The organism is Christensenellaceae bacterium, assembly GCA_031260975.1.
GTDB lineage: Bacteria > Bacillota > Clostridia > Christensenellales > UBA1242 > JAISKJ01.
In genome coordinates, this window is the sequence record JAISKJ010000007.1 from 27,836 (window position 1) to 51,669 (window position 23,834).

The 23,834-nt window shown below is 38.5% G+C and carries 24 protein-coding genes and 1 tRNA gene; 19 read left to right on the forward strand and 6 right to left on the reverse strand.

Annotated elements, in window-relative coordinates; all coding sequences use genetic code 11:
- Window positions 1-158 precede the first annotated feature (158 nt).
- Genes LBN07_05155 through LBN07_05165 form a run of 3 tightly spaced genes read left to right on the forward strand, consistent with a single transcriptional unit; the run spans window position 159 to window position 4,223 of the window.
- Window positions 159-596 (forward strand): MarR family winged helix-turn-helix transcriptional regulator, encoded by a 438-nt coding sequence (locus tag LBN07_05155; GenBank protein MDR0850829.1) that lies wholly within the window; start codon window positions 159-161, stop codon window positions 594-596.
- The gene (locus LBN07_05160) at window positions 593-2,350 is read left to right on the forward strand and encodes an ABC transporter ATP-binding protein/permease (GenBank protein MDR0850830.1); all 1,758 of its coding nucleotides are present in this window, start codon (window positions 593-595) and stop codon (window positions 2,348-2,350) included. Before LBN07_05155 ends, LBN07_05160 begins: the two co-directional genes overlap by 4 nt.
- On the forward strand, window positions 2,343-4,223 hold the full coding sequence (locus LBN07_05165; protein ID MDR0850831.1) for an ABC transporter ATP-binding protein/permease: 1,881 nt from the start codon (window positions 2,343-2,345) through the stop codon (window positions 4,221-4,223). The genes LBN07_05160 and LBN07_05165 overlap by 8 nt, the downstream gene beginning before the upstream one ends.
- Window positions 4,224-4,660: 437 nt before the next feature.
- Here LBN07_05165 and LBN07_05170 read toward each other — a convergent pair whose 3' ends face one another.
- Window positions 4,661-4,816, reverse strand: a complete 156-nt coding sequence (locus tag LBN07_05170; protein ID MDR0850832.1) for a hypothetical protein — start codon at window positions 4,814-4,816, stop codon at window positions 4,661-4,663.
- A gap of 199 nt (window positions 4,817-5,015) precedes the next feature.
- Between LBN07_05170 and LBN07_05175 the strand changes: the two genes are divergently transcribed.
- From LBN07_05175 to LBN07_05205, 7 genes are all read left to right on the forward strand, one after another.
- A complete protein-coding gene (locus tag LBN07_05175) occupies window positions 5,016-6,011 on the forward strand; it encodes an arsenic efflux protein (protein ID MDR0850833.1) in 996 nt (331 codons plus the stop codon).
- Between the two features lie 163 nt (window positions 6,012-6,174).
- A complete protein-coding gene (locus tag LBN07_05180; protein ID MDR0850834.1) occupies window positions 6,175-7,287 on the forward strand; it encodes an iron-containing alcohol dehydrogenase in 1,113 nt (370 codons plus the stop codon).
- Window positions 7,288-7,313: 26 nt separating this feature from the next.
- Window positions 7,314-7,925 carry a hypothetical protein gene (locus LBN07_05185; GenBank protein ID MDR0850835.1) on the forward strand — a complete coding sequence of 204 codons (612 nt, stop codon included), beginning with the start codon at window positions 7,314-7,316 and terminating at the stop codon, window positions 7,923-7,925.
- Between the two features lie 163 nt (window positions 7,926-8,088).
- A complete protein-coding gene (locus LBN07_05190; GenBank protein MDR0850836.1) occupies window positions 8,089-8,520 on the forward strand; it encodes a hypothetical protein in 432 nt (143 codons plus the stop codon).
- A gap of 5 nt (window positions 8,521-8,525) precedes the next feature.
- On the forward strand, window positions 8,526-9,005 hold the full coding sequence (locus LBN07_05195) for a hypothetical protein (protein MDR0850837.1): 480 nt from the start codon (window positions 8,526-8,528) through the stop codon (window positions 9,003-9,005).
- A gap of 20 nt (window positions 9,006-9,025) precedes the next feature.
- Entirely contained in the window at window positions 9,026-10,066 is a 1,041-nt protein-coding gene (locus LBN07_05200) for a ParM/StbA family protein (GenBank protein ID MDR0850838.1), read from the forward strand.
- A 122-nt stretch (window positions 10,067-10,188) separates the two neighbouring features.
- The gene (locus LBN07_05205; GenBank protein MDR0850839.1) at window positions 10,189-10,881 is read left to right on the forward strand and encodes a hypothetical protein; all 693 of its coding nucleotides are present in this window, start codon (window positions 10,189-10,191) and stop codon (window positions 10,879-10,881) included.
- A gap of 230 nt (window positions 10,882-11,111) precedes the next feature.
- Here LBN07_05205 and LBN07_05210 read toward each other — a convergent pair whose 3' ends face one another.
- Window positions 11,112-11,507 (reverse strand): pyridoxamine 5'-phosphate oxidase family protein, encoded by a 396-nt coding sequence (locus LBN07_05210; protein ID MDR0850840.1) that lies wholly within the window; start codon window positions 11,505-11,507, stop codon window positions 11,112-11,114.
- 202 nt (window positions 11,508-11,709) lie between these two features.
- Between LBN07_05210 and LBN07_05215 the strand changes: the two genes are divergently transcribed.
- Entirely contained in the window at window positions 11,710-12,525 is an 816-nt protein-coding gene (locus LBN07_05215) for a UTP--glucose-1-phosphate uridylyltransferase (protein ID MDR0850841.1), read from the forward strand.
- Here LBN07_05215 and lepB read toward each other — a convergent pair.
- Window positions 12,493-13,209, reverse strand: a complete 717-nt coding sequence (gene lepB, locus LBN07_05220; protein ID MDR0850842.1) for a signal peptidase I — start codon at window positions 13,207-13,209, stop codon at window positions 12,493-12,495. The genes LBN07_05215 and lepB overlap by 33 nt on opposite strands.
- A gap of 446 nt (window positions 13,210-13,655) precedes the next feature.
- Between lepB and LBN07_05225 the strand changes: the two genes are divergently transcribed.
- A tRNA-Arg gene (locus LBN07_05225) sits at window positions 13,656-13,730 on the forward strand.
- Between the two features lie 220 nt (window positions 13,731-13,950).
- Here LBN07_05225 and LBN07_05230 read toward each other — a convergent pair.
- The 3 genes from LBN07_05230 to LBN07_05240 form a co-directional block, all read right to left on the reverse strand.
- Window positions 13,951-14,181, reverse strand: coding sequence for a hypothetical protein (locus LBN07_05230; protein MDR0850843.1), 231 nt, complete (start codon window positions 14,179-14,181; stop codon window positions 13,951-13,953).
- A 108-nt stretch (window positions 14,182-14,289) separates the two neighbouring features.
- On the reverse strand, window positions 14,290-15,822 hold the full coding sequence (locus tag LBN07_05235) for a hypothetical protein (protein MDR0850844.1): 1,533 nt from the start codon (window positions 15,820-15,822) through the stop codon (window positions 14,290-14,292).
- Window positions 15,823-15,937: 115 nt separating this feature from the next.
- Window positions 15,938-16,261: a helix-turn-helix transcriptional regulator gene (locus LBN07_05240; protein MDR0850845.1), complete on the reverse strand. Its 324-nt coding sequence runs from the start codon at window positions 16,259-16,261 to the stop codon at window positions 15,938-15,940.
- Window positions 16,262-16,405: 144 nt separating this feature from the next.
- Between LBN07_05240 and LBN07_05245 the strand changes: the two genes are divergently transcribed.
- The 7 genes from LBN07_05245 to LBN07_05275 form a co-directional block, all read left to right on the forward strand.
- Window positions 16,406-16,756 (forward strand): hypothetical protein, encoded by a 351-nt coding sequence (locus LBN07_05245; GenBank protein ID MDR0850846.1) that lies wholly within the window; start codon window positions 16,406-16,408, stop codon window positions 16,754-16,756.
- A gap of 156 nt (window positions 16,757-16,912) precedes the next feature.
- Complete coding sequence (locus LBN07_05250; protein ID MDR0850847.1) at window positions 16,913-17,497, forward strand: hypothetical protein; 585 nt, start codon at window positions 16,913-16,915, stop codon at window positions 17,495-17,497.
- 13 nt (window positions 17,498-17,510) lie between these two features.
- Window positions 17,511-17,879, forward strand: coding sequence for a hypothetical protein (locus LBN07_05255; GenBank protein MDR0850848.1), 369 nt, complete (start codon window positions 17,511-17,513; stop codon window positions 17,877-17,879).
- A 9-nt stretch (window positions 17,880-17,888) separates the two neighbouring features.
- Window positions 17,889-18,305, forward strand: a complete 417-nt coding sequence (locus LBN07_05260; protein MDR0850849.1) for a hypothetical protein — start codon at window positions 17,889-17,891, stop codon at window positions 18,303-18,305.
- 25 nt (window positions 18,306-18,330) lie between these two features.
- The gene (locus tag LBN07_05265) at window positions 18,331-22,077 is read left to right on the forward strand and encodes an RHS repeat-associated core domain-containing protein (GenBank protein ID MDR0850850.1); all 3,747 of its coding nucleotides are present in this window, start codon (window positions 18,331-18,333) and stop codon (window positions 22,075-22,077) included.
- A 491-nt stretch (window positions 22,078-22,568) separates the two neighbouring features.
- Window positions 22,569-23,237: an RHS repeat-associated core domain-containing protein gene (locus LBN07_05270; protein ID MDR0850851.1), complete on the forward strand. Its 669-nt coding sequence runs from the start codon at window positions 22,569-22,571 to the stop codon at window positions 23,235-23,237.
- 43 nt (window positions 23,238-23,280) lie between these two features.
- Window positions 23,281-23,834, forward strand: a 554-nt coding sequence (locus tag LBN07_05275; GenBank protein ID MDR0850852.1) for a hypothetical protein, incomplete at its 3' end; no start/stop codon positions are given.

Here is a 23,834-nt window from a genome sequence, read left to right on the forward strand (position 1 = left end):
CAACTCAACCATGTTGGAATATAATACTGATATCTCTAAAATATCGAGCAGGCTTTTTGCGGTTAAATAATTTATAAATTTACCGATGAAAGAATTGCCGCAAGATATTTTTTATTATAACGAGATTTCAGCAGACAAAAAAAACAGGAGGTAGGGGTATGTATTCAGAGGGAGACTTTCCGTCAGTGCAGATAAACAGGGCTAAGATGATACTAAAGAGTTATTTTGACAAAAAGGCGGCAGAGTTGGGTATAACCGGCCCTCAAGTACCCTACATTGCATTGATTGCAAAATCAGGTGAGGGGATAACTCAGATTGAGGCCACCAGAATATTGGGTTATGACAAAGCAAATTCATCAAGGGTGATGTCTGAGCTTGAAAATAAACAGCTTATAGAAAAGATAACGCAGGATAAGCGGACGCTAATTCGGCTCACCTCAGATGGGCAGGAGATTGCCGGAAAAATTCGTGAGATTACTCAGAAGTGGTATAAAACCAGCTTTGAAGGAATAGACAAAAAAGACATAGAAGTGTTTAGGCGCGTTAAAAAAAAGATGCTTGAAAATTGTATGAAGGCAATTGAGGAGAAATTATGATAAAGATATTAAAATATTTAAAGTGGCATGAATGGGTTATGGTGGTCCTGGTTTTGGCACTTACCGGTGCAGGTGTGTGGCTTGATTTGACCGTGCCCGAATATATGACCCAGATAATAGGATTGTTCGGACCCGGGCAGGCTCCCACAAGCGCAGAGATATGGGACAAGAGCTGGCACATGCTTCTTATTGTAGGAGGCTCAATTGCTTGTTCGGTTATAAGCATTTGGTTTGCTACCCGCGTAGCGGCAGGGCTTAGCCGCACGGTAAGAAGAAAGCTGTTTGAAAAGGTAAACGGATTTTCGATGCAGGAGATGAATAAATTTTCTACTCCCAGCTTGATTGTGCGAACAACCAACGACATAACTCAGCTTCAGACGGTTTTGGTTATGACCTTGAGGATGGCGGTATATTCTCCCATTATGGTCGTAATTGCGGCAACAAAGATTATAGGTAAAAGCATAGAGCTGTCGTCAGTAATTTGGATAGCTGTTGCGGTACTGATTATTCTGCTGGGAACTCTTGCAGCATTTATTCTGCCCAAGTTTTCAAAAATTCAAAAACTTAACGACAAATTGAGTTCGGTGTCAAGAGAAAATCTGACAGGTATCAGAGTTATAAGAGCAAACGGAGCCGAAAATATTCAGCAGCAAAAGTTTGAAGGGGTCAACTCCTCTCTTACTAATATGAACTTGTTTGTTGCACGTATTTCAGCTATGCTTATGCCTATAGTAATGCTTATTTTCGGAACGCTTACGGTAATGATTTATTGGCTGGGGGCTGAGCTTATTGGAACAGGCGCAACAAATTATGATACTGTTGTCTTGTTTGCAACATACGGAATTCAGATTATTATGAGCTTTTTGATTATTGCTATGCTGTTTATTATGATACCGCGCGGTCAGGTGTCGGCAAACCGTATAAGAGAAGTGCTTAACACCCGAAACCAAATTATAGAGGGAGCTTTGGGTGAAGAGGAAATAAGAGAAAGAAATTCGCAGAATCTGCATGGGCAGGTGGAATTTAAAAATGTAAGCTTTAAATATCCCGATGCCGATGAATATATGCTGAAAGATATTTCGTTTACGGCACACGGCGGGCAGACGGTTGCTTTTATAGGCTCTACCGGCAGCGGAAAAAGTACGCTGATAAATCTTATCCCAAGATTTTTTGACGCAACCGACGGCGAAATTTTGATTGATGGTATAAATGTAAGAGATTATAAATTTGAGGCACTCAACAATAAGCTTGGTTTTGTTCCGCAAAAAGGAGTGCTCTTTAGCGGAAGCATCAGAGAAAACATACAATACGGCAAACAGAATGCCGATGATCAGGAAATAAACCGAGCACTTGAAATTGCTCAGTCGTCGTTTGTGTTTGAGATGGAAGGCGGGCTTGACTATCAGATAGCCCAGAGCGGAAAAAACGTTTCGGGTGGACAGCGTCAAAGATTATCGATTGCACGTGCCGTGGTTAAAAATCCGGAAATATACATATTTGATGACAGCTTTTCGGCCCTTGACTATAAAACTGACAAGGCACTGCGGGCGAGCCTTAAAGAAAACTGTACCTCGGCCACTAAGTTTATTGTGGCGCAGCGTGTAGGTTCAATTATGGATGCTGACCAAATTTTGGTGCTTGAAAAGGGTATGGTTGTAGGGTGCGGCACACACAAAGAGCTTCTTAAGTCCTGCGAGATATATAAAGAAATTGCGTTCAGCCAATTGAGCAAGGAGGAACTGAAAAATGAGTGAGAAAAAGAGCGGTCCTCCAATGGGCGGCGGACCGGGCGGCCGCATGAGAGTGGCTGAGAAGCCGAAAAATTTTAAGAAGAGTATAGGCAAACTATTAAAATATCTCAAACCTATGCGTGTGATTTTAGTGGTAGCCTTAACACTCGTGGTGATGGCCAGCGTAATATCAATATTGGGACCAAAAATATCAATTAACATAACAGATGAAATCACTAATGTGCTTAAAGGTTTGCCGATTGATATGGGCGTGATTATTTATTTCAGCCTTATTGTTTTGGGAATGTATGTTTTGAGCGCAATATTTAACTTTATTCAGAGCTTTATATTTGCCGGCATCACAGCCAAAATAACAAAGAAACTTAGAAGTGAAATGATTGAAAAGATAAACAAGCTGCCTCTCAAGTATTATGACAACAACCTTTATGGAGACACTTTGAGCCGCATAACAAACGACATTGACACCATTGCACAAACATTGAACATGAGCTTAAGCAGTCTTGTGATGGCGTGTGTTACTGCAATAGGCATACCGGTCTTAATGTTTACGATAAACGTTAAGTGGACGCTTATAGCACTTGGCGTGGTTTTGCTGGTTTTGGTTGGAATGTTTGTTATAATTAAAATTTCACAAAAATATTTTATACGTCAGCAGCGCTCTTTGGGCGAGGTCAACGGACACATTGAGGAGGTATTTTCTTCTCACACGGTGGTAAAAGTTTTTAACGGCGAAAAAAGAGCGCTTGAAAAATTTGATGAAGGCAATGGCAAACTGTTTGCCAGCGCGTATAAATCACAGTTTTTAAGCGGACTTATGATGCCGATGATGAGGGCAGTAGGCAGCATTAATATGGTGCTTATAGCTCTTGTTGCGGGTATGGAAGTTATCTCGACCGGAAACTATAGTTTGCTTGCAGCACTCCCGTTCTTTATTGTATACATCAACAGATTAAACGAGCCGCTTCAAAACTTGGCGACATCTGCAAGCACGCTTCAGCAGACGGCTGCCGCCAGCGAAAGAGTATTTGAATTTTTGGATGAAACCGAACAGCAGGATGAGAGTGAAAAGGTGATTACTATTCCTGAGGTTAAGGGTCTTGTTGAATTTAAGAACGTAAGTTTTGGATATAACCCTGACAAAGAAGTTATTCATGACTTCAGCTGTGTAGCAAAGCCCGGGTATAAAGTGGCGATTGTAGGGCCGACCGGTGCCGGAAAAACTACTATCGTAAACCTTCTTATGCGCTTTTATGAGACTACGGGCGGTGAAATAACTATAGACGGTGTATCCATAAAAGACATGAACAGAGAGTTTGTCAGAAGCTTGTTTGGGATGGTACTTCAGGACACATGGCTGTTTGAAGGCACCATAAAAGAAAATATGGCCTTTGGAAACCCAAGCACCACTCAGGAACAGATTGAACAGGCTTGTCAGGCTGCCAACATTGACCATTTCATCAAGGCACAGCCCAAAGGCTATGATATGATGCTTAGCGAAGAGAGTAATCTCAGTGTTGGTGAAAAGCAGCTCTTTACCATAGCGCGCGCTATGGTTCAAAACGCACCTATGCTCATACTTGACGAGGCCACCAGCTCGGTGGATACCCGAACCGAAGAGCAGATACAAAAAGCTATGGATAAGCTTATGAAAGGAAGAACTAGTTTTGTTATTGCTCACAGGCTTTCTACAATCAAAAATGCAGACTTGATACTTGTTATGAAAGACGGCAATATCATTGAAAGCGGCACACACAAAGAGCTTATTGTAAGAGGCGGATTTTATGCCGAGCTTTATAACAGTCAGTTCAGCAAAAACTCAGTTGAAATTGTGGATGAAGAGGATTTGCCTCAGGGAGACGTTGTCGTTGCGACGTAAAAATTTTAATCTTCACTCTTAAACCTTTCAGCGGGGGTACGACAGTGGTAAATCCACCCCCCGTTGTGGACAACTTAAAACAGAAAAAACCCAAGGCTTTGGGTTTTTTCTGTTTTAAAAAATGTTTTATAAGAAAAGTCCTTTTCCGTCATCTTCGGTGCAGTGCTGATGCATAATCATTGATAATGCAAATAATTTTAGAAAACGCCCAAACAAGCCGGGCTCACAATCATAACAAGGCACGCAAGGTGAATCGTTTTTAAGACACCCAACGGGAGTTCCTCCCCTTGGTCCCGGCCCTGATTGGCTTTCACATGAACATGGACTAGGTCTTCTTGGTTCCGGACCATCTGCGAATAAAAACTGATTATCGTTTATTGACGATATGTTGTCAATCTGTTGTTTGTCAAACAGAAACATAATGCACCTCCAAAAAATTAGGTGTTTTGTTCCGGCGGTTTTTCTTCTTTTGTTTTGCTGTCGGAAATAATGCAGACAGGTGCGGCTGTAGCCATGAAATATCCCATGTCGGACATTTTTCCGGGCGTTACTTCTTGTGGGTTCTTTAAAAAACCAAAAAATTCTCTAAGCATAAATTTATCCCCCTAATAAGATTTACTAAATATAGTATAGCACTATACAGAAAATTTGTAAATAGTAAATAAGATAAAACCAAAAAAACATTAGCTACTATATATTATGCCAAAAAATGTCGAAGTCTGCACGATTTTTGTTTTTTTATTGACGGACATGCATCTTTTGGTGTATTATGAAACACCAAAGGAGTTTTTTATGTGGTGGGAAGTTTTGCTTGAAGCTTTGATAGACAGCGCAAAGATACTGCCTATTTTGCTTGCCGCCTATATATTAATAGAGCTAATTGAAACCGCGGTGACCGCCAAAAAAATCAAAGGCAAAAAATGGTGGACGCCTATCGCCGGCGCCGGCTTCGGACTTATTCCGCAGTGCGGCTTCAGCGTAGTTGCGGCAGATATGTATAGCAAGCGTCAGATTACGCTTGGAGCATTATTTGCAGTCTTTATTGCAACAAGTGACGAAGCGATACCCGTGATTTTAGCTAATCCTGAAAGCATAGGTGCACTTTTGCCGTTGCTGCTTATTAAGTTTGTGTTTGCGCTCAGCGTGGGTCTTTTGGTTGACGCAGCGCTGAGGCTTAAGAAAAATAAACAGACTGTCGGTGAATTTGTGCACCAGCCAAGTGCGGAGCCGGCGGCGCAAAATCTTGACGCTACACTTCTCAAGGTGACGGTGAAAAATGCAAGAGGCCGAAGCCGTATGAGAGAAAATCCGCACGAGCACCACATAGGCTGCTGCGGGCACCATGTAGACTGTGAAAACGGCGTCGGGCACTCGCACAGCAGATGGCATAGATATCTTCTGCACCCGCTAATTCATTCGCTTAAGATATTTGGATTTATTCTGGCTATAAATATTTTGTTTGGGTTTATAATCTATTTTGTTGGGGAAGCAGCCCTAACTGACTTTTTGATGCAGAGCTATTGGTTTACACCTCTGTTGGCGGTTGCTGTGGGGCTTATTCCAAATTGCGCCTCGTCTGTTGTTATTACCGAGCTTTATATTGTGGGCGGAATTCCGTTTGGGGCGTGCCTGGCCGGGTTATGTATTAATGCCGGACTTGGGTTTATAATTTTGTTTAAGCAAAATAAAAATATTAAACAAAATCTTGCAATTTTGGGTTCATTGTTTGTTTTGAGCGTAGCGGTTGGATATTTAACGCTGTTTTTTGAGCAGATAATAGTTATATAGGCTATAAAAAAGCAAAAAACAGTCCAAATGATTTTTTCTTTTTTGTTTGTTGTGTTATAATTTACATAGAGTGAGCTAAGTACCGTGTTTGCACAGGTATTTGTGAACGAAGATAAATTAAACATAACTTAGTTATGTTATAATTAATTACTAGGAGTTTTGTATGGAACAACTAAAAAAGGAAGTTTCTACCAAAATCAATCTGGATATAGGAGTGATAAACCGTCTTGACACCAAAAAATTTAAAAACATTTTGGTTTTGACGGGGCCCAAAAACTCACTCGATATATTCAAGCAGAAAGTAGAACCGCATCTTAAAAAAGGCAAGTATATTGTATATTCGCAGATAAGCGCAAACCCCGCTGACGGTGAGGTTTATCTTATAACCAATTCTGTGAGGGACAAAAATATAGACTGCATAATTTCGGTTGGCGGAGGCTCGGTTATGGATTGCGGCAGGTTGGTGAGTTTGTTGCTCTCTCACAGTGGATTTTTGCATGATTATGTTTTGGGCGGAAGCTTGGGCACCGGCAGCATAACCTCTAATCTCATTCATCACATAACAATCCCGACGGTCTGTGGCACAGGAGCGGAAATATCCGCCATAAGTGCTGTTACTATAAATGGGCGCAAGCAAAGAATATTCAGCCCTTATCTGGTGCCTGAGGCCACATATATAGACCCAGAGCTTATGAAAAATATTCCCGTTAAGCTTTGGGCAGGCATCGGATTTGAATGCTTTGCCGGAGCTATTGAGGCCTATACTTCGACACTTAGCAATGTGTCCAGCGACAACTTCGCGCTGGAGGCACTTAAGGAATATGTAAAGACTATGCCAAAGATACTCAAAGAGCCCAACAAGGTGGAGTATATAAAACAGATGGCTATAGCGTCACTTAACTCTACTATGGCGGTGGGGATGAGCAGTCTTGGCGCAATTCACGCAATTGGTGAAGCACTTAGCGGCAGGCTAAACCTGCACACGGGCATAGCGCTTGCCATTGTGGCTCCAAGCGTTTGTGAATTTAATTATGAGGCAAACAAACCAAAATATGACAATCTGAAGGAAGTGTTTGGTTACACCAAACAAAGGAGCATAAAAGCAGCCGTGGGTGAAATAATAAATAACACAGGGGTGTTTGTTCCGAAGATAAAAGACAAGATAAAAGATATACTTGATGACATAGTGCAAGACAGTATGAATCACATTCTGCTGGGAAATGCAAGACCCGTAAAGCCGGAAGATATTTTAAAAATTCTGGAAAAGCTGGGTTAATACAAAAATTTTTAATTGGGTGGGAAATGGCAAAAATATTTGTAGAAAACACCGAAATAAAAATATCAGAAAAAGTAGATATTGAAGATGGTGCACATCAGATTAAGGGAGATTATTATACCATGCACTCGGTAATCACCAAGGATTTTAAGTCTACTATTTTTTCATATGGCGATGTTTCGGTGCTGGTCAGTAAAATCACCCGCTATGGTGAGGAATATTATAAAATCGTTATCTTTAACGATGCGGTGTCAAAAGCATGGCAGCTGATAGTTTTGTCGGCCAAACTTGACATAAAGATAAAGAGGCTGACCGGCGCGGTGTTTTTAGTGGTAGCCGAAAGCAATGTGCCCGATGTAGTCAGTCAGATTTCGTTCTGCAAGCTAAAGCCCTCAACCAAAGTGGATGAAGTTACCATAAATTTTTCTAAGCTTAATGAGGTCAACTATATCGGAGACAACTCGATTTTGCTGTGCTATGATGAGGCGGATGTTATAAGCGGCAGAACTACACATGTGCTTTCGATGTATAATTATGAAGGCAAATTACTTAAAAACTTCTATGAATATAACGATGACGACCCTGAGCAGTATGGATATATTATAGAAAATAAAACGCTAAAAATCGTCAAGAAATGACAAACCAATCAAAAATGCCGTAAAAGGATATTAAAATTATGAAAATGCGTGTATTTTTAAGGTGTTCAGCATAAAATTTGGGTTATTTGCTTTACTTATTTTTTTGATTTAGGTATAATTATACAAACTTTTTAAGTCACAATTGATAAAAGGAGAGTGGAATATGAGTTTGTTGTTGGCTAGTGATTTTTGGAACAATTGGGTGGCAGTTACTTTCTTGTTTGTGGGCATTGCATTGCTGGTTGTTATTGTTGCGCTGCTGATAATATTCAGAAAGAAAATTATTGGTTCTATCAGCTCAAAAAATGAAGCAAGAGCAAAGCGTAATGAAGAGAAAAAGACAAGCGATGAAAAATCAAAAGTAATGGCCGAAAATGTATTTAAAAACCAAAGAGCACAAGAAGAAGCAGGAGACACAAAAGAGTATGACCCTGAGTTTGACAAAAGAATTAACCAAATGGTTGTCAACACTCAAAAGTCATCACTGAATGATAGAAATCTTGGTTCTCAAACAGAAAAGCCCAAAAAAGAAGTAAAAGAAGAAAAGCCTGTTGACTTTAATGTAATGGACCAATTCAAAAAGAAAGGGGAGTAAGAGATATGGATCAACTAAATCTAAACGCAATGCGGCTGACCGATCAGTTTAAGGACAAAGGATTTTTTGACGACCCCTTGCACATCAAAGCAAAAAAAGACTTTCAGTTTTTATGTTCTCAGACGGGCTATGCTGCGCTGAACAACGTAAATTATCTTTCGGTTAAAACAATTGCTGCAGACAAATATGTGGGAGAATTCCTGCCGCTGGGGTATAAAACTTCAAGCAAATCCGTAACCTTTTCTAAAGACATTTTTAATATTGAAAAACCCAACAGTTATGTTGCGGTAGTGGCTTATAACAATTATGATGAGGTTATTGACGTATTTCTGTTTGGCGGAGAAACCTTAAAGAAAACCGGATTGTTCTCAATGGTTAAGTTTAATAAAAACGACAACACATACAGTATCCACATTGGAGACGGCTTAAATCAGAAGTTAAAACAATATAGTTTCGGCTATGTTTTAAAAAATCAAAATAGATAAAAAGGAAAGGGAGAAAAAATATGAAAGAAACAAAGAAAAGTGAAACCGGAGCTCAGTACGCCGGCAAAAATTATAGCAGAGTTGTGGGCATAGACGTTGCCAACTCTACAATCAAGGTTTGGACTGACGATAAGAACCTTGCCTATAGAAACACTATAAAAGAGATTAATGACGCAGGTCTGGTTTATTCGTTTAAAACCGACTATCAGATGTATGTTTACAACAAAGAAGTTTATGAGGTTGGTGACATTGCAGTTATGGGTAGCGGTGGACGTGGTAAATCGCGTTATAACTCTGCAACCTTTAAAATTGAAGCTATTATTGGTATTACCAGCGTTTTGGAGCCCGGCAGAAAGGAACAAATCAGAGTTGTTACCGGTGTGCCCAGCGTGCTGAGTAAAAACTCAAACGTAATTGAAGAGCTTAAACAGTCTTTGGTTGGCGAGCACTCCGTTAAGTCAGTTAAATGGGATCAGGTAAGCGATATTGAATTTAATATCGTTGAAGTAATTGTTGTTCCGCAACCGCTTGGAACTCTGTATAACTTTGTATATGACCCTGCAACCAAAGAGCTTAACCAGAAGGTTCTGGGGCAGCGCTCTCTTGTTGTGGACATTGGTTGGGGCACCCTTGACCTTGCTGTTCTTGAGTTTAGCCGTGTTAGAGGAACATTTGGTTTTGATATCGGTGTAAGTGACTACATAGCCGATCTTCAGGAAGAAGTAAACAACAGATATCCTGAGGCAAGCATCTATGCGCTTAACCCTCACCAGCTTGACTTGGCGCTTCTTGAAAGCTATGTTGTAGAAACTCCGTTTGGAAACTATGACCTTGAAAAGCTTGCTGAAAAGCACAAAGAGTTGCAGGCAAAACGTGTTCATGAAGCCATTATGGGACTCGGACTTGAATTTAACAAATTCTACCGTATAATCCTTACCGGCGGTGGCGCTTTGCAATATGAAAAATACTTAAAGAAACTATTTAACGACCCACGTCTTATTATTCAAGAAGATGCAGTTATGGCAAATGTTAAGGGCTTCTATCTGCTTGGACAATTCTAATCTGACATTTGGTCGCATTGGCACGGTGTATGAGCGGCGCTGGCACTGAGGGCTTGCCTTCTGCCTCAACCGTGATTTGCATTAAGTCAATGCGACTTTTTGTCGAAATGAAAGGATAGACTATGCAACTAAAAGAATTTGCGGATGCACTTAGAAATATTGAGAATGACAGAATGATAATGTCATATGGCAATAATGCTGCGGTTGTAGGCAGTATTTTGTCTGTTGTGGATTTAGTGCAAAGCTTATCTAGAGTAATGCGTCAGGACAGACAGAGTGATATGTTTAGCATGAATGTTTCAAATCAGCTTATGCAATTTGAAAGTTCAGTTATTATGTTTGGTATGCAACGGCTTTCGCAAAACGGAATTAACCTTCCGCCGCAGCTTTCTCCTTATGGCCAGCAACCAATGTATAACCAGCCGGCTTATAATCCCAACATGATGTATAGCGGCGCACCTAGTTTTGGAGGGATGACACAGCAATATCAACAGCAGTATCAGCAACAACCGCAGTATCAAGCCCCACAGCAGCCGCAATATCAGCAACAGCCTCAGGCGCAGCCACAGTATCAGGCTGCTCCGCCTCCTCAACCTGCACCCGCACCTCCTCCTCAGGTAGCTCCTGCCCCGGCACCGGCACCCAAACCGGCGCCAAAGCCTGTGATTAACGACGATGATGACGATGCTCCGCAGGCAAAACCTATTGGCGGAAACAAAGGTGCCTCAATGAACCTTCCGGGCATGGGTGGCGGCGGCGATGAAAAAGCCGCAGGAAGAGATTATCTGCTTCAGTTGCTTGGTGATAAAGAATAAGAAAAAATAAAGACGGAGATACCGTCTTTTTCTTTGCTGGGGTGGGGTGCCTCACTTTCATGTTCCTGCGGGCAATTATTGTGTTATAATCAAGAGAGTGAGAATAAGTCATGTTTACATGAATAAAGTCGAGCGAACGCAGATTTCAACACAACCAAATGTTTGTTTTAATTGCAGTTGATAAAATGTTGTGTTATATAAAAATAAATAATAGTGAATAGTAAAAACGATTAAAACTTTATGATTTCTTTTTTACCGTTGAAATCCTCAAAAGTGGCCGTGGCCTGAGATATATAAAACAATATTACCGTTTTATCATATTCTTTATATATTTGTTCAAGGTGAGGGTTTCCTTTCAGCATCGCGTCTTTGACTATATTCCTGCTGTCAGGGATTGCTTTTGCTGAAACTCTCAGATAATTAATTTGGCCGTCATAAGCACAGATTTCGATGTTAGGATTTTTAGTTATTTGCTTCCAAAAGGGTTTGGTATTGGATGTGGAGAAATATAACTTATCTTCAATAATCTCACACACGCCAAATGGGCGCACTCTGGGCTGATCTCCGTCAATTGTAGCTACATAAAATGTTTTGCATTTTTTTAAAAAATCATAAACTTTTTTCATTTAGTGTTTCTCCTTTTTATGTTAATAGTTTAACACACTTCAATCGTTTTTCAAACAATAATTGCTTGCGTCGCTTGTGGCCCATCAATCTTGTTGCTTCGCAATGGGTACCGCGTCTTTGTAATTACTCTGGTCTTGTGAATTGCTAATTGCCTGCGGCACAAACTTGCACAATGGTGCAGAAAATTTCATATATATTTGTATGATTACAAAAGCAGTTGTTTTGTGCGGCGGCCTTGGAACAAGGTTTCTGCCTATATCAAAAAGCATACCAAAGGAAATGCTGCCCGCTATCAATAAACCGATAATTCAGTATGTGGTTGAAGAGATTGCCGAAGCCGGAATAAAAGACATATTGATTGTGGTAGGACGCGGAAAGGAAAGCATAATAGATCACTTTGATAAAAACATAGAAGTTGAAGAGCAGATGAAGAAAACCAGGAATGGGGCAGCTCTTGCGGAGCTAAATAAGCTCACCAACATGGCTAATATTCATTTTATACGACAGATTGAACCCAGAGGCACGGGGCATGCTGTGCTTTGCGCAAAGACTTTTGTGGGAGAAAATCCTTTCTTGTTGCATTACGGTGACGAACTTTTTGTGGCTAACCCGTCGCGTACGCAGCAGCTTATTGAAAGTTTTTATAAGACAGGTACGTCAGTTATAGCCGTTAAAGAAGTAAAAAGAGCGGAGGTAAATAGGTATGGCATTGTTAAACCTATTTATCAAGACGTTATAAAGATAGAAGAAATTGTTGAAAAGCCGGAAATCGAGCAGGCTCCCAGCAATCTGGCATATATCGGATCAGCCATTTTGGAGCCACAGATTTTTGAGTATATTCACACAGAATGTGGTAGAGAGGAACAGGGTATCATTGATGCGTTTAATATGATGGCCAAAGAAAAAGCCCTTTATGCTGCTGACATAAAGGGAATAAGGTTTGATATAGGAACTCCTAAAGGATTGATTGAGGTAAATAATTTTTTAGCCAAAAATACGTTTCCACCAATACTCTAAAAAGCTTTGATTATACCTTAGGCTAAACGAAACGGTGCCTTCAATATCGCTTCGTTTTATCGGCCCCAGATTGATGCTGTCTTCGCTGTGGGCTCTGTTGTCACCCATTACGAACACATGGCCTTCAGGCACAGTCAGCGGGCTTGAGGATGGTATTCCGTTGTTTAGTTTATAGCTTTGCCACTCGGTATATACAAATTGCATTTCAAGACGGCTATTGATATAGGGCTCGTCTTGTTTTATAAATTCACCCTGTCCGGCATATTGAATATATACATAATAAAGATTATCAGACGGGTCTTTCAATATATCAATTTTGTCGCCTTCAACTGCAACAATGCGTTTGATTATATTTCTTGTGGCGGTTTGCTTTATTACAACAATGTCTTCATGTCCGCCCTTGTTAAAGCGGTTGACGTATACAATATCTTTATAAGGTGAGTTTTCATAGTCGGTGCCGATAGTCAGGTTTATGTTATAGGTGGGCTGCATCGAAACTCCTACTACCTCGGTGCGGACAAAGATAAAAGTAAACACAGAATAGCACAGCAAGATAAATGCCGCGATACAAAAAACAACCGCAAGCAAAACGGCGTACCACGGCATTTTTTTCTTGCTTTGGTTTTGTATGGCCGCTATATCCTCAGACTGAGATATATCATGAAACTCTTTTTCTGTGCTCATGTTATAATTATATCAAAATATTTATTTTTTAGCAAACTTGTTTTTGAGTATCCCTCCCACGGGTAGTTTCTATATTTATAGTATTTTTGAAAGTCAAAATATCATTCCAAAACCTCAAATATTCGTCCGACTGCGCGGTTTTAACCGTCTGACCGTTTGGTCGCCTATTTAAAAGCCCCGTAAATACACCGATTAAGTGCTATATATTCAATTATCTCTAAAATTTTCGGGCTTGCTAAAAAACACAATTCTAAACAAAAAAACAATTGAATAAATTGTGCGTTTAGTGTATAATAGGTAACACAGGCACCAATTAGTGTTTTTGAAATAAACTTACTATAGGTGGTGCATGTGCTTAAATTTGCACCTATAGTGAAATGGATATCACACCGGTCTTCGGAGAGGGTAGACGGGGGTTCGCATTTATCCCTTAAAAATTGCAATCTGCGCCCGTAGTGTAATGGATAACACAATAGTCTTCGGAACTATTGATTCGGGTTCGAATCCTGACGGGCGCACCAAAAACCACAATATATTGTGGTAAAAACTCAAAAAAGCCACTTACAAACACAAGTGGTTTTTTTGTTATAATTTTATCAAATCGCAAAACTGTTAAAAAAATTCTAATTTATGATTAATTAGAATTTTAGTCAATTACCCCCAAAAGTGCCGTTTTTCACAAATTTTTCACAAACTTTTGCAAATGCGGCTAATATTTGGTTGAACTCTTTAAATCATGTTTCATTCATTCGTTGCTTTTTCTGCATGGCTTAATGTCCCAAGCCTTCTTATTGCACAGTTGTGCTGCTCGGCTACACTATCTAAAAAGTCATTGCATTCTAAAATAGATTTGCCGGATAAGTTGGTTATTAAAAATGAGTATGCATTTTCCTCTATATCATCATGTCTGAGTATTCTGCCCGCTTTGGCGATTATGTAGTTAGAAACAATTGGACTTATTTGCAGTCCCACAAGAATTGCAATTAATGTTGGCAGTTCAAACTTTTTATCTTTGTCATTATTTATCTGACTGTATATGTTTGCCGACAGTTCAGTTTTATCCGTAAATATGCTGCTGTTCTACTTTTTAGATTTCATAACTTTGGCTATGCATTCGGCTGTGGTTCCGGATAGATTCTTTGTAAGGTCAAAATCTTTTTTAAATTTTTCAGCGGCTATCAAAGCCTCATTTATAACTTGCTCATTTTGTTGTGTGCTGACAAACTTCCCCACATCCTTAATATCCACACCGTCTCTGTACAACACACCGTTCTTTCTATTGGTCTTAACTATTAATTCTAAATTGTGTTTAAATTGTAAGGTGCATTTTTCTATATTCTCTCTTGCATAATCTGTCAGTTCTAAACCATTTTTACCATGATGTATATAATCAGGGCTGTTAATTACAAAACAGTTTTCGACAAAACGGAAGAGATTAGATTTTTGATTGAATAGCGTCTGAAACTCGAGATTGTTCATTAATTCGGAAAAAGCATCAATGTTAGAGATATTATTTGATAAGAAGGAAGTGTCGGAGTCGTAATTGTAAACCAAGGTCGCTTCCTCACAGCCCAATTCAATTACACGTATCTTGGCTGCCTGTTTTGACAAATGAAAAAACTCAGCTAACTCATCAATAATTAGCTTGAGCTCATCTAAGCGATTATCGTCCGGCAGATAGTCATATTTAGTTATTAATTCACGCAGTTTTTTATCTGCTGTTATTTTAGGCATTAGAATTTTGGGAGCAATATTATTTGCCTGCCATTCAAGCCAAGCCTCGGGTGAGGAATCTAAATCTTTAGATAATCTGCTTTGGCTTATTGGGCAGCGGTGAACAATAATATCTTTTTTCAGAGTCAGGCTTTTGATAGTTGCAAAAATACGATGTCTTTCCCAGTGAAAGGCTTCGTGTGCAATGGTATTGTTTACACAACCTAAGTTTCGATAGTAATAAGTTTGAGGGTCAATGAATATTGTCCCTCTTTTTACGGCGGTGTCTATGTAATGTTTCGATAATTCATCATATGTTTTTATTACTCCGTCTAGAAAACAAACTTGACCAAATATTGCGTGTTCGGAAGTAAGCATTTTATCCAAAACAACTTCTAACCCCATTTTATTTTTTGCAATTTCATAAATAGGAACGGGCATGGGGCTTTGTAACGCTTCAGGGCAGTATTTATTTAAAAATGCTTCTGCTTCCCTATCAAAATCTTTTCTTTCAATTATGGGCACCAAGTCTTGTGTAGCGGACTTGCTGTCTTTTGCATAATTAACTCTTGAGTATTCGTTGGTATTAATAACTTTGAAATTGTAAAGATGGTCGGTTACAACCATCTGACAGTTAAGTCTAAACCATGCCGTATCCGAATCATCTTCATAGTCATATTTCGTCTTGACTTGTGTGGCAAATGTGCCTTCAACAATCAAGTCAAAATTTACGGTATTTTCACTGATAGTTATTTTGTCTGCGAACTTAAAGTCAAGTTCAGTATATTCCGAGTTTATATATCCATTTTGCAATGACTCTTTTCGAAATATATGTTTTTTATTATTTACTGTATATTTTTGAACGGCATTGAAAACAGCGTCATAGCTGTCGCTTTCCATATCAATAAATTTTAGCAGCAGATTTTGTCCTCTGTAGTTCAAAAACACCCCTTAATTATAATTGAAAACACCAAATTTTGGGAAAAAAGTCAAGGGGTTGTAGACGAACAAGAAGTTACCTTTTATTATCTAATATTATTTTCGTAAGGTTATTAAGTGCTTCACGTTCTTGGGATGAGAGAGCGCACCAATTATCATAAAATTCTTTCATCTGAGGAGTTACTTCAATAAGATTGCTTTCCGTAAAGAAATCAGCCAATGTTATTCCAAAAGCTTCACAAATAATTTCAAGTGTAGCAATAGAAGGAACGGCTGGTTTTTTTAGATTATACCACGCATGAATAGTCTGTTGTGTCAGCCCCGTTTCCATGGATAACCTATACATTGACCAGCCTCGCTCTTGTCTCAACTTATCGATTTTGTTAACTATATTTACCATACCCAAATCTTTTTTAATTATTTACTGAGCTCCTATTTAATTATATCTAAAAATAAGCAAAAAGTTACACAAACAGACTTGAATAAAATGGTAAAATGAAACATATTTTGACGAAAAATAAGTTTTTTTACAGGAGATTAAGTAATGAACAAAAGAAAAAGCATATTGTTTTGCTATAAAGAAGTTTGTAAGTTAAATTCGGTTATATTGGAGGATAAAGATGTTATTTATTTTAAGAAGTTGTTTAAAAAGGTGCATGAATATGTGATTGATGATGATTTGATTAATAATACAAAACACAGCAAAATCTTCCATATGCTATTTTTGAGTAATAAGAATATTATTTATAGAAGAATTGGGGAAATCTATTATGTATCTCAACAAACCGTCAGGGATTGTGTGAGTAGATTTGATAAAATAGCAAAAAAGTTTATGGAAAGAGATGAGGTTTCTTATGGAGCGTTGCTATTTAAGCTTAAATCATTATTGAAGTAAAACTTTTATTATACCACATTTAAAGGCGCTTCAAAGTACAGGATTTTCTGTACTTTGAGGCACTTGTTTTTATTGTATACTTTCAAAAGTATATTTAGGAGGGGTATGCCGAAGATAAAGGTCAAATAAATTTTAAAGAAACAAAAGGAGAAAATTATGAATTTTGTAGACAGAGTACCAGCACAAGGGATGGCTGGTAAAAAGAGACTAATTAAGGTAGATGTGAATAATGTCCCTACGGGGGAACCTGATATTTATGTTAATATCGAAAGAGATGACGGTCCGCCAAATGTTGCGGGCACACTCATTAATGCTGCAAATTTAAATGCCATAACAACCGATATTATTTCTGAACTAAACAACTTTAAAGCAGGTGCTGATTACGTAGTTGATTCCGGAACCGGAAGTGTTACCATAAACGGATTAAACAATAGCGCTTGGAATGGGAAGACAATGAACACTTGGTGGCGCAAGTATAAAAGCGGATGGATAGAACAAGGCGGATATTGGAATAGCGGCGTTCACAACATAGGGGATATGCGAGACTTTTCACTGACTTTTCCAAAACCTTTTACAGATTTAAATTTTTATTCCGTGGTTTCAGCATTTAAAAATAACAGTGCATGGCAAAATCGTGACGGCAGAGGCAATATTTATAGCAGAAATCAAACAGGAATGAAAATCGGAACTTTTGGAGCAGACTCAAGCGGCTTAACATGGTACGCCGCTGGTAAAGGATAAGGAGGATGAAATCATGATAGGAACTAAAATTTTAAAACCATTAAACAGTGAAACTGAAAAGCAGTATACAGAATTAGCCAACTGGTGCAATAGTAATCAATGTATTATTAAAGATTTTGAAGATTATTATATCGTCACAAAACCTGATCCGGTTCAAGAGAATGAAGTAGATATTTTGCGATTTAGGCGTGAACAGGAATGTTTTCCAATAATTAACCGAGGTCAATTTTGGTATGACAGTCTTACATTTGATCAAAAACAAGAATTATCACAGTGGTATCAAACTTGGCTAAATGTTACTAACACAAAGCAGGCACCTAAAAAACCTGAATGGCTGGAAGGTAAAGCTTCCGACACTCTTAATAATCCAATTTGGATATAGTGGGCTTTTATGGCAAATTTAGAAGTTATATTATCGATGTCGGGCACCATTTTGGGTTTGCTAATAACGGTTTTTACGTTTATTGCAAAAACCGTTAGCAATTCAAAAGCCAAAAGGGTTGCTGAGCAGGCGATAAAAATTGGCAATGCCGTTCTGCCGTTTATTAAAGAGGCGAAAAAATTTACTGCTTACACCGGCGAAGAGAAAAAGGCTTATGTTATGACAAAAGCAAGTCAGTTTGCCTTAAAGAATGATATTCCCTTTAAGGAAGACCAGGTAAGCGAAAAGGTGGAAGAGCTTGTAGAGCTTACCCGTAAAGTAAATGTAAGAATGAAGGCTAAAGAAAAAGCAGAAATGGCAAAAGAAATTGAACAAGTAGTAACCAATAAAACACAGGAGCAAATAGCCGCCAAGTCGTGGCTGTAAAAATTAACAAAAGGAGAAAGAAAAAATGATACATACATTTGATTTGGGAAAAGCGGGTAACGGTGGAATAGACATGATAAGCAGTACTTTAACTAGCGGCTCTCTAACTTATGTGCATGAAGATGTATCGCCGATAAGCAATGTAAAGGGTGTTAGTGTAATACATACATATTGCAGTTATCAGGACCCCAATAAAAATACGGCTACTACCACCGACCCTCTTTACGGAAAGAATTTTGATATATCTCTCAGACCGCACTACAATAAAAATGATCCAAGTGATTTTTATCAAGAGAAAGTTGATGTGGTTTTTTATGACCCTGCAACAAAATATAAATATAAGGAAATAAGGGATCATCAGACACAGGTCGTTTTAATTGAATTTCAATATAATATAACGGGAATGCTTAATAAAATTATTTATGCAAATGGCAGAGAGATTCAGTTTAACTATTCAAATAATACAATTAGTAAAATAACTTATCCTGACGGAGATTGTACTTATATTGAATCACAAAACGGAGGAAGTTTTATTAACAAAATTTATGGTGAAGCAAAGGCGGGTGTATTAATTACTTGGACAAATAATAAGGTGTCAAACATAAAAAACACTCTTCATTTTGCAAGTATAAAACCATCAGGGGTTGCAGATTATGGCAGCGGAGGTGTTGATGGTTGTGGGGAAATGGCGTTTACTTATCTAAGTGGCACCAAAGCAATCAAAAATGATGTTGCTACAGGTTTGCAAATCGACTATGAGCGTACGGATAAAACTAATGGTTTTGAGGTTGCTGAAACAGTTCTTAATAATCCTTTAATAGGGGATATTACATATTCACGTGATATGTTTGGCAATAATACACGTGATTATTGTTATTGTGGAAATCATAGCAAACGTAGGCTGGTTGACCCGCAAAATAGTGTGACAGAAGAAGGAAGTACGAGTACCTATAAAACAGCTGGCGGTGACATTGTGCGCAAAGACGTTTCAAAAACTTTTGAGTATGGCAACGGTAAACTGGAGAAAGAGACATTAACAACTTGGGTAACTGAAAATGGTCCTGTTGTAATAGGAGAATTAATATGTAGGGGATCTGAACTTAATTATAGTTATGATTTAGATGACAAACTTGAAGAGATAGTTCAAAGAACTTTCACAAATAGTTACAGCAAAACAGTTGGAATTATTCAAAAGAGATTGCCAATCAATCCTTTAACTCCTGATATACAGGAATGGGAGACTTATCATGCAAATGAGCCTGCCAAGAGGCTTTATCACAAAGTTAAAGTGGAGGAGGGGCGCACTACTGAGGAGTATAGCGAACTTAACCCGTTAAAGAAGACATCCATTGAATATTTACCAGACACAAATGTGGCGAAAAAAGTCACTGACCCTGACAGCAATGAAATTTCGGTTAACTTTAAGCCAGACACTTATGAGGTCACGGAGATTAATGCTAATGTTTCAGGCATAGTTAACAAAACCGACATATCTCACGCAAAAGATTTTTTGACGAGTTTATCGAGCAATAGCGGGGGCAATAAGACAGTGTACGACTTTGAATATTACAGCAAAAACGGCAGTTTATATAACTCAAAGCAGGACATTAAAATTGACGGAACGGTATATGTGAGCACAGCGCACAAGCGAGTGAGTGGCGTGGACATTGTTACCTCAACTTATGCAAGCGGAGAAAAGATTGAAACCCGTGTTGATGCTGTAGGTGGTGTGGTTGAAACATACTACTATGATGCAGGCGGGAATGAACAAGCCCTGTCAACACAAGTTTATGGTGAACATGGCATTGTCCAAAGCTGTGACTGCATTACAGGTGAAATTATCAATTATACTTATGACACTTTGGGCACACTCATAGGGACTGAAAACAATCAAATACCTTCAGCCCTTACTTCCATCAGCCTAAACAACTCAGCACAGCCAAGCAGCCTTTTAATAAGAAACAGAGAAACCGGTATAATAGATAACTATAGTTTTAGTTATGACAATAAGGGTGATTTTATCTGGGAGTATAATCATGGGGTAGGAAAAGAGAGTAGTTCAACTAAAGACAAGCTTGGCAGGCTGGATGAGTTTAAGATGAACGGTGTCACCTACAAAATCGGTTACAAAAACGGTGTGGCATATAGTCATGCCGGCGGCAGCGGGGTATACACCACAAATTTTGCAAACAGTCTTGGAATTAAGAATGGAGCCACCCTTTATACCTACGACTATGATGACAGGGGGAATGTTTCAGAATATGCTGCAGGCGGAAACACATCAAAATATGAGTATGACGGCATCAACCGTCTGAAGCGTGAGGATAATCAAAGTCTTAACAAGACAGAAGTATTTACATATGACGACAATGGCAATATTTTGACAAAAACCGTTTATCCATTCAGCCCAAATATCCCAACAAATAATTTGACAAACGGTGATGTGATTGCGTATACTTACAGTGGTGACAAGCTCACTTTATTTAATGGTCAGAGTTGCATTTATGACATACTTGGCAACCCTACAACTTACCGAGGAAAGACCTTGACATGGGAAAGGCTTAAAAACCTTAAGTCAATAGGCGGAGTAATCTTTGATTACAATGTTGCAGGGCTCAGAACCCGAAAGACCAATGGCTTCACACAAACCAAATACATCTGGAATGGTGACAGGCTGATGGCTGAGAAACGAACGGTTGACACAAGCAGCATTGACTTAAACATTTACTGCGGAGACGATATGCGCTGTGGAGACGACTTGTATTCTATTGCCAAACCAGTTGACAGCATTAAGGAAACACTTATCCACTTCACTTACAACCATACCACCGGTATAGACGGCTTCAGAGTAAAAAAGACAGGTGAAGCCAACTGGACACAATACAACTATCGTAAAAACCTGCAGGGTGACATAACACACGTGCTGAATTCAAGCAATGTTGTTGTGGCCCAGTATGTATACGATGCTTGGGGAAACTGCACGATTGTGACAGATGTTGACGGCATAGGCACATTGAATCCGTTTAGGTACAGGGGTTATTACTACGATGTTGAGACTGGACTTTACTACCTCAAGAGTCGTTATTATGACCCGCAAACGGGCAGATTTATTAATCAAGATGATATATCCTATCTACAGCCAAGTGTTATTAATGGTCTTAATCTTTATGCCTATTGCTTGAATAACCCGATTGCACATACTGACCCCAATGGAAATGTTATTCCGATACTGCTTTTGTTCGGCGTAGCAGCTTTAGTGGGAGCTGGAGTTGGATTTGGAGTTTCAGTTGGAACTCAATGGGCTACCAATGGTTGGAATGACATTAATTGGGGCGTTGCTGGAGTAGATGCGTTGTTTGGTGCTCTAACAGGGGTATTGGCTGTTTCTCCCATTGGAGTACTAGGACAAATGGCTGTTGGCGGTATGTTATCAATGGCAAACTATGCATTAGCTTCGGCAGTTCAAGGTACCCAAATAATAGAAGCAGGTCTATTCATGTCTTTCGGAATTGGACTTGTGGCTGGAGCTTTTCGTGGAAATGGTTTAACTTATGGCGCCAAAGCTTTTAATATGGCAAATGGGCTAAGTAATAATGTTATACAAACTGTAAATAGTAGAGGACTGATGGCGGGGATTGATGCTTTTGGTAGGACGGTTGGCAGACACTTTATACAACCTTTTTCAATAAATGCAGTTCAGGCGGGTTTGTTGAGATTTATGGGTGGAACAGGAACGTATTATTTGGAAAAATTATTTTCATATTGGTTTTAGAACTTGAAAAGAGGGTTTGAAATGGAGATTTTTAATTATGTTGCAGGTATTTTGGCTATTACCTTTATGCTTATTCTGGTTAATTGGGTACATTTTATGGTTTTTGTACATAAAATTGAAAAAAGTAAAAATTTTAAAGAAAATCCTTTTAAATTTAAAAAACTTTCAATTTTCAGAATCAAATTTATGGGATATGTAAATATTTTCTATATTATTATTAATTTTATTTATGTCGTCTCATATTTCATAGTCATAGTACTTTCTATATTGGTTTTGTGTGATATAATAGATTTACTCTATTTCAGTATTGCAGGGGGCATACATATATGCTCATGGATTATGTTGTGTATATGTTTTGCTTCAATGTTTAGAAAAGATAAGCTAGGCTAAAAAAATAACAGTCGGCAAAATGCCGGCTGTTATTCTTTAATATTGTTCTACAATATTATTCAAAATTTAATTGTTTGACATGATTTTAAAATTTTATTATAATAAATTACAGCACAGTTGTAGCACAATATGCATATGACGCCTGGGGAAACTGCACGATTGTGACAGATGTTGACGGCATAGGCACATTGAATCCGTTTAGGTACAGGGGTTATTACTTTGACCAAGAGACGGGTCTGTATTACCTAAAGTCAAGGTATTATGATAGCGAGACGGGTAGGTTTATTAATATGGATAGCTTAGAGAAGCTAAACCCAAGTGCCATCAACGGCTTAAACCTATACGCTTACTGTCTTAATAACCCAAACAAATTTCACGACCCAAATGGCAGAAACCCGCTGTTGTTAATACTTCTGCTGATAGGGGTTGGAGGAATTGTTGGAGGCGCTGTAATCAACGGTGCGATTAATGCAAGCAATGCATCAAATTCAGGAGCTAACTTTTGGGAAACATCAAAAGCTTTCTTTGACGAAGCATGGGGAACAATCAGTAAAGTAGGACAGCATATGTGGGATGTGGCTTCTGCATATGGGAAGCAGGTGAACAATATTTGGGAGTGGCTTAAGACTCCCCAAGGGCAGACTTTCTTAGGTATATCAGGTGAAGCTTTAGGTATAATTGCCGCAACTGGTATCCCATATGTTTCAGGTGCGGCATTTTTATTATATTTTGGAGTTTTTATTATCCAAGGTCTCACATATATTTTTTAGGAGAGGGCAATAATGGTAAAAAGAAGTTTAAAGGAGAAATAAAATGGAACATGATAAAAAAACAATTCAGATTTTAACTGATTTTGTGGAAGGCAAAATAACTGTAGAAGATTTTTGGAAAGAGTTTAAGGCAAGTGAAGATATTAGAAATATTTTAATAAACAATGAAATTAAGAAAAGAGATGGTGATGGATGGTGGTGTTCCGCAAATACTCTTATAAATTCAATTAAAAACATTAGTAGTTACTATTATTCTAGTATGCTGCATATATGTGTAAGTTTTTATTTTGAAAGCAACAATATACCAATTAAATTTGATAGATTTTACGAAAACAGATATAAATTCTTTTTAGACATTCAGCCCAGTTGGCTAGATGTGAGCCCAAATGAAGAAAATTTTTTGATTGAAAATATTATTAACAAAATTCCTACAGACTTAAAAACTAAGACTGAAAAAATTAAGTGGTGCAAAGAGAAGATAAAAGAACTATTTAAGTATGATAAAACACCACCCCGTTGGGTGCAGTATGCGGCATGGCCGATTGTAAACGGCAAGCCGCTAGTGTTTAGGAAACAATCAAAAGAAATATTAGATGA

Coding starts and splice junctions, on each gene's coding strand:
- LBN07_05155 (MDR0850829.1), top strand. CDS start 159: ATGTATTCAGAGGGAGACTTTCCGTCAGTGCAGATAAACAGGGCTAAG.
- LBN07_05160 (MDR0850830.1), top strand. CDS start 593: ATGATAAAGATATTAAAATATTTAAAGTGGCATGAATGGGTTATGGTG.
- LBN07_05165 (MDR0850831.1), top strand. CDS start 2,343: ATGAGTGAGAAAAAGAGCGGTCCTCCAATGGGCGGCGGACCGGGCGGC.
- LBN07_05170 (MDR0850832.1), bottom strand. CDS start 4,816: ATGCTTAGAGAATTTTTTGGTTTTTTAAAGAACCCACAAGAAGTAACG.
- LBN07_05175 (MDR0850833.1), top strand. CDS start 5,016: ATGTGGTGGGAAGTTTTGCTTGAAGCTTTGATAGACAGCGCAAAGATA.
- LBN07_05180 (MDR0850834.1), top strand. CDS start 6,175: ATGGAACAACTAAAAAAGGAAGTTTCTACCAAAATCAATCTGGATATA.
- LBN07_05185 (MDR0850835.1), top strand. CDS start 7,314: ATGGCAAAAATATTTGTAGAAAACACCGAAATAAAAATATCAGAAAAA.
- LBN07_05190 (MDR0850836.1), top strand. CDS start 8,089: ATGAGTTTGTTGTTGGCTAGTGATTTTTGGAACAATTGGGTGGCAGTT.
- LBN07_05195 (MDR0850837.1), top strand. CDS start 8,526: ATGGATCAACTAAATCTAAACGCAATGCGGCTGACCGATCAGTTTAAG.
- LBN07_05200 (MDR0850838.1), top strand. CDS start 9,026: ATGAAAGAAACAAAGAAAAGTGAAACCGGAGCTCAGTACGCCGGCAAA.
- LBN07_05205 (MDR0850839.1), top strand. CDS start 10,189: ATGCAACTAAAAGAATTTGCGGATGCACTTAGAAATATTGAGAATGAC.
- LBN07_05210 (MDR0850840.1), bottom strand. CDS start 11,507: ATGAAAAAAGTTTATGATTTTTTAAAAAAATGCAAAACATTTTATGTA.
- LBN07_05215 (MDR0850841.1), top strand. CDS start 11,710: ATGATTACAAAAGCAGTTGTTTTGTGCGGCGGCCTTGGAACAAGGTTT.
- lepB (MDR0850842.1), bottom strand. CDS start 13,209: ATGAGCACAGAAAAAGAGTTTCATGATATATCTCAGTCTGAGGATATA.
- LBN07_05235 (MDR0850844.1), bottom strand. CDS start 15,822: ATGGAAAGCGACAGCTATGACGCTGTTTTCAATGCCGTTCAAAAATAT.
- LBN07_05240 (MDR0850845.1), bottom strand. CDS start 16,261: ATGGTAAATATAGTTAACAAAATCGATAAGTTGAGACAAGAGCGAGGC.
- LBN07_05245 (MDR0850846.1), top strand. CDS start 16,406: ATGAACAAAAGAAAAAGCATATTGTTTTGCTATAAAGAAGTTTGTAAG.
- LBN07_05250 (MDR0850847.1), top strand. CDS start 16,913: ATGAATTTTGTAGACAGAGTACCAGCACAAGGGATGGCTGGTAAAAAG.
- LBN07_05255 (MDR0850848.1), top strand. CDS start 17,511: ATGATAGGAACTAAAATTTTAAAACCATTAAACAGTGAAACTGAAAAG.
- LBN07_05260 (MDR0850849.1), top strand. CDS start 17,889: ATGGCAAATTTAGAAGTTATATTATCGATGTCGGGCACCATTTTGGGT.
- LBN07_05265 (MDR0850850.1), top strand. CDS start 18,331: ATGATACATACATTTGATTTGGGAAAAGCGGGTAACGGTGGAATAGAC.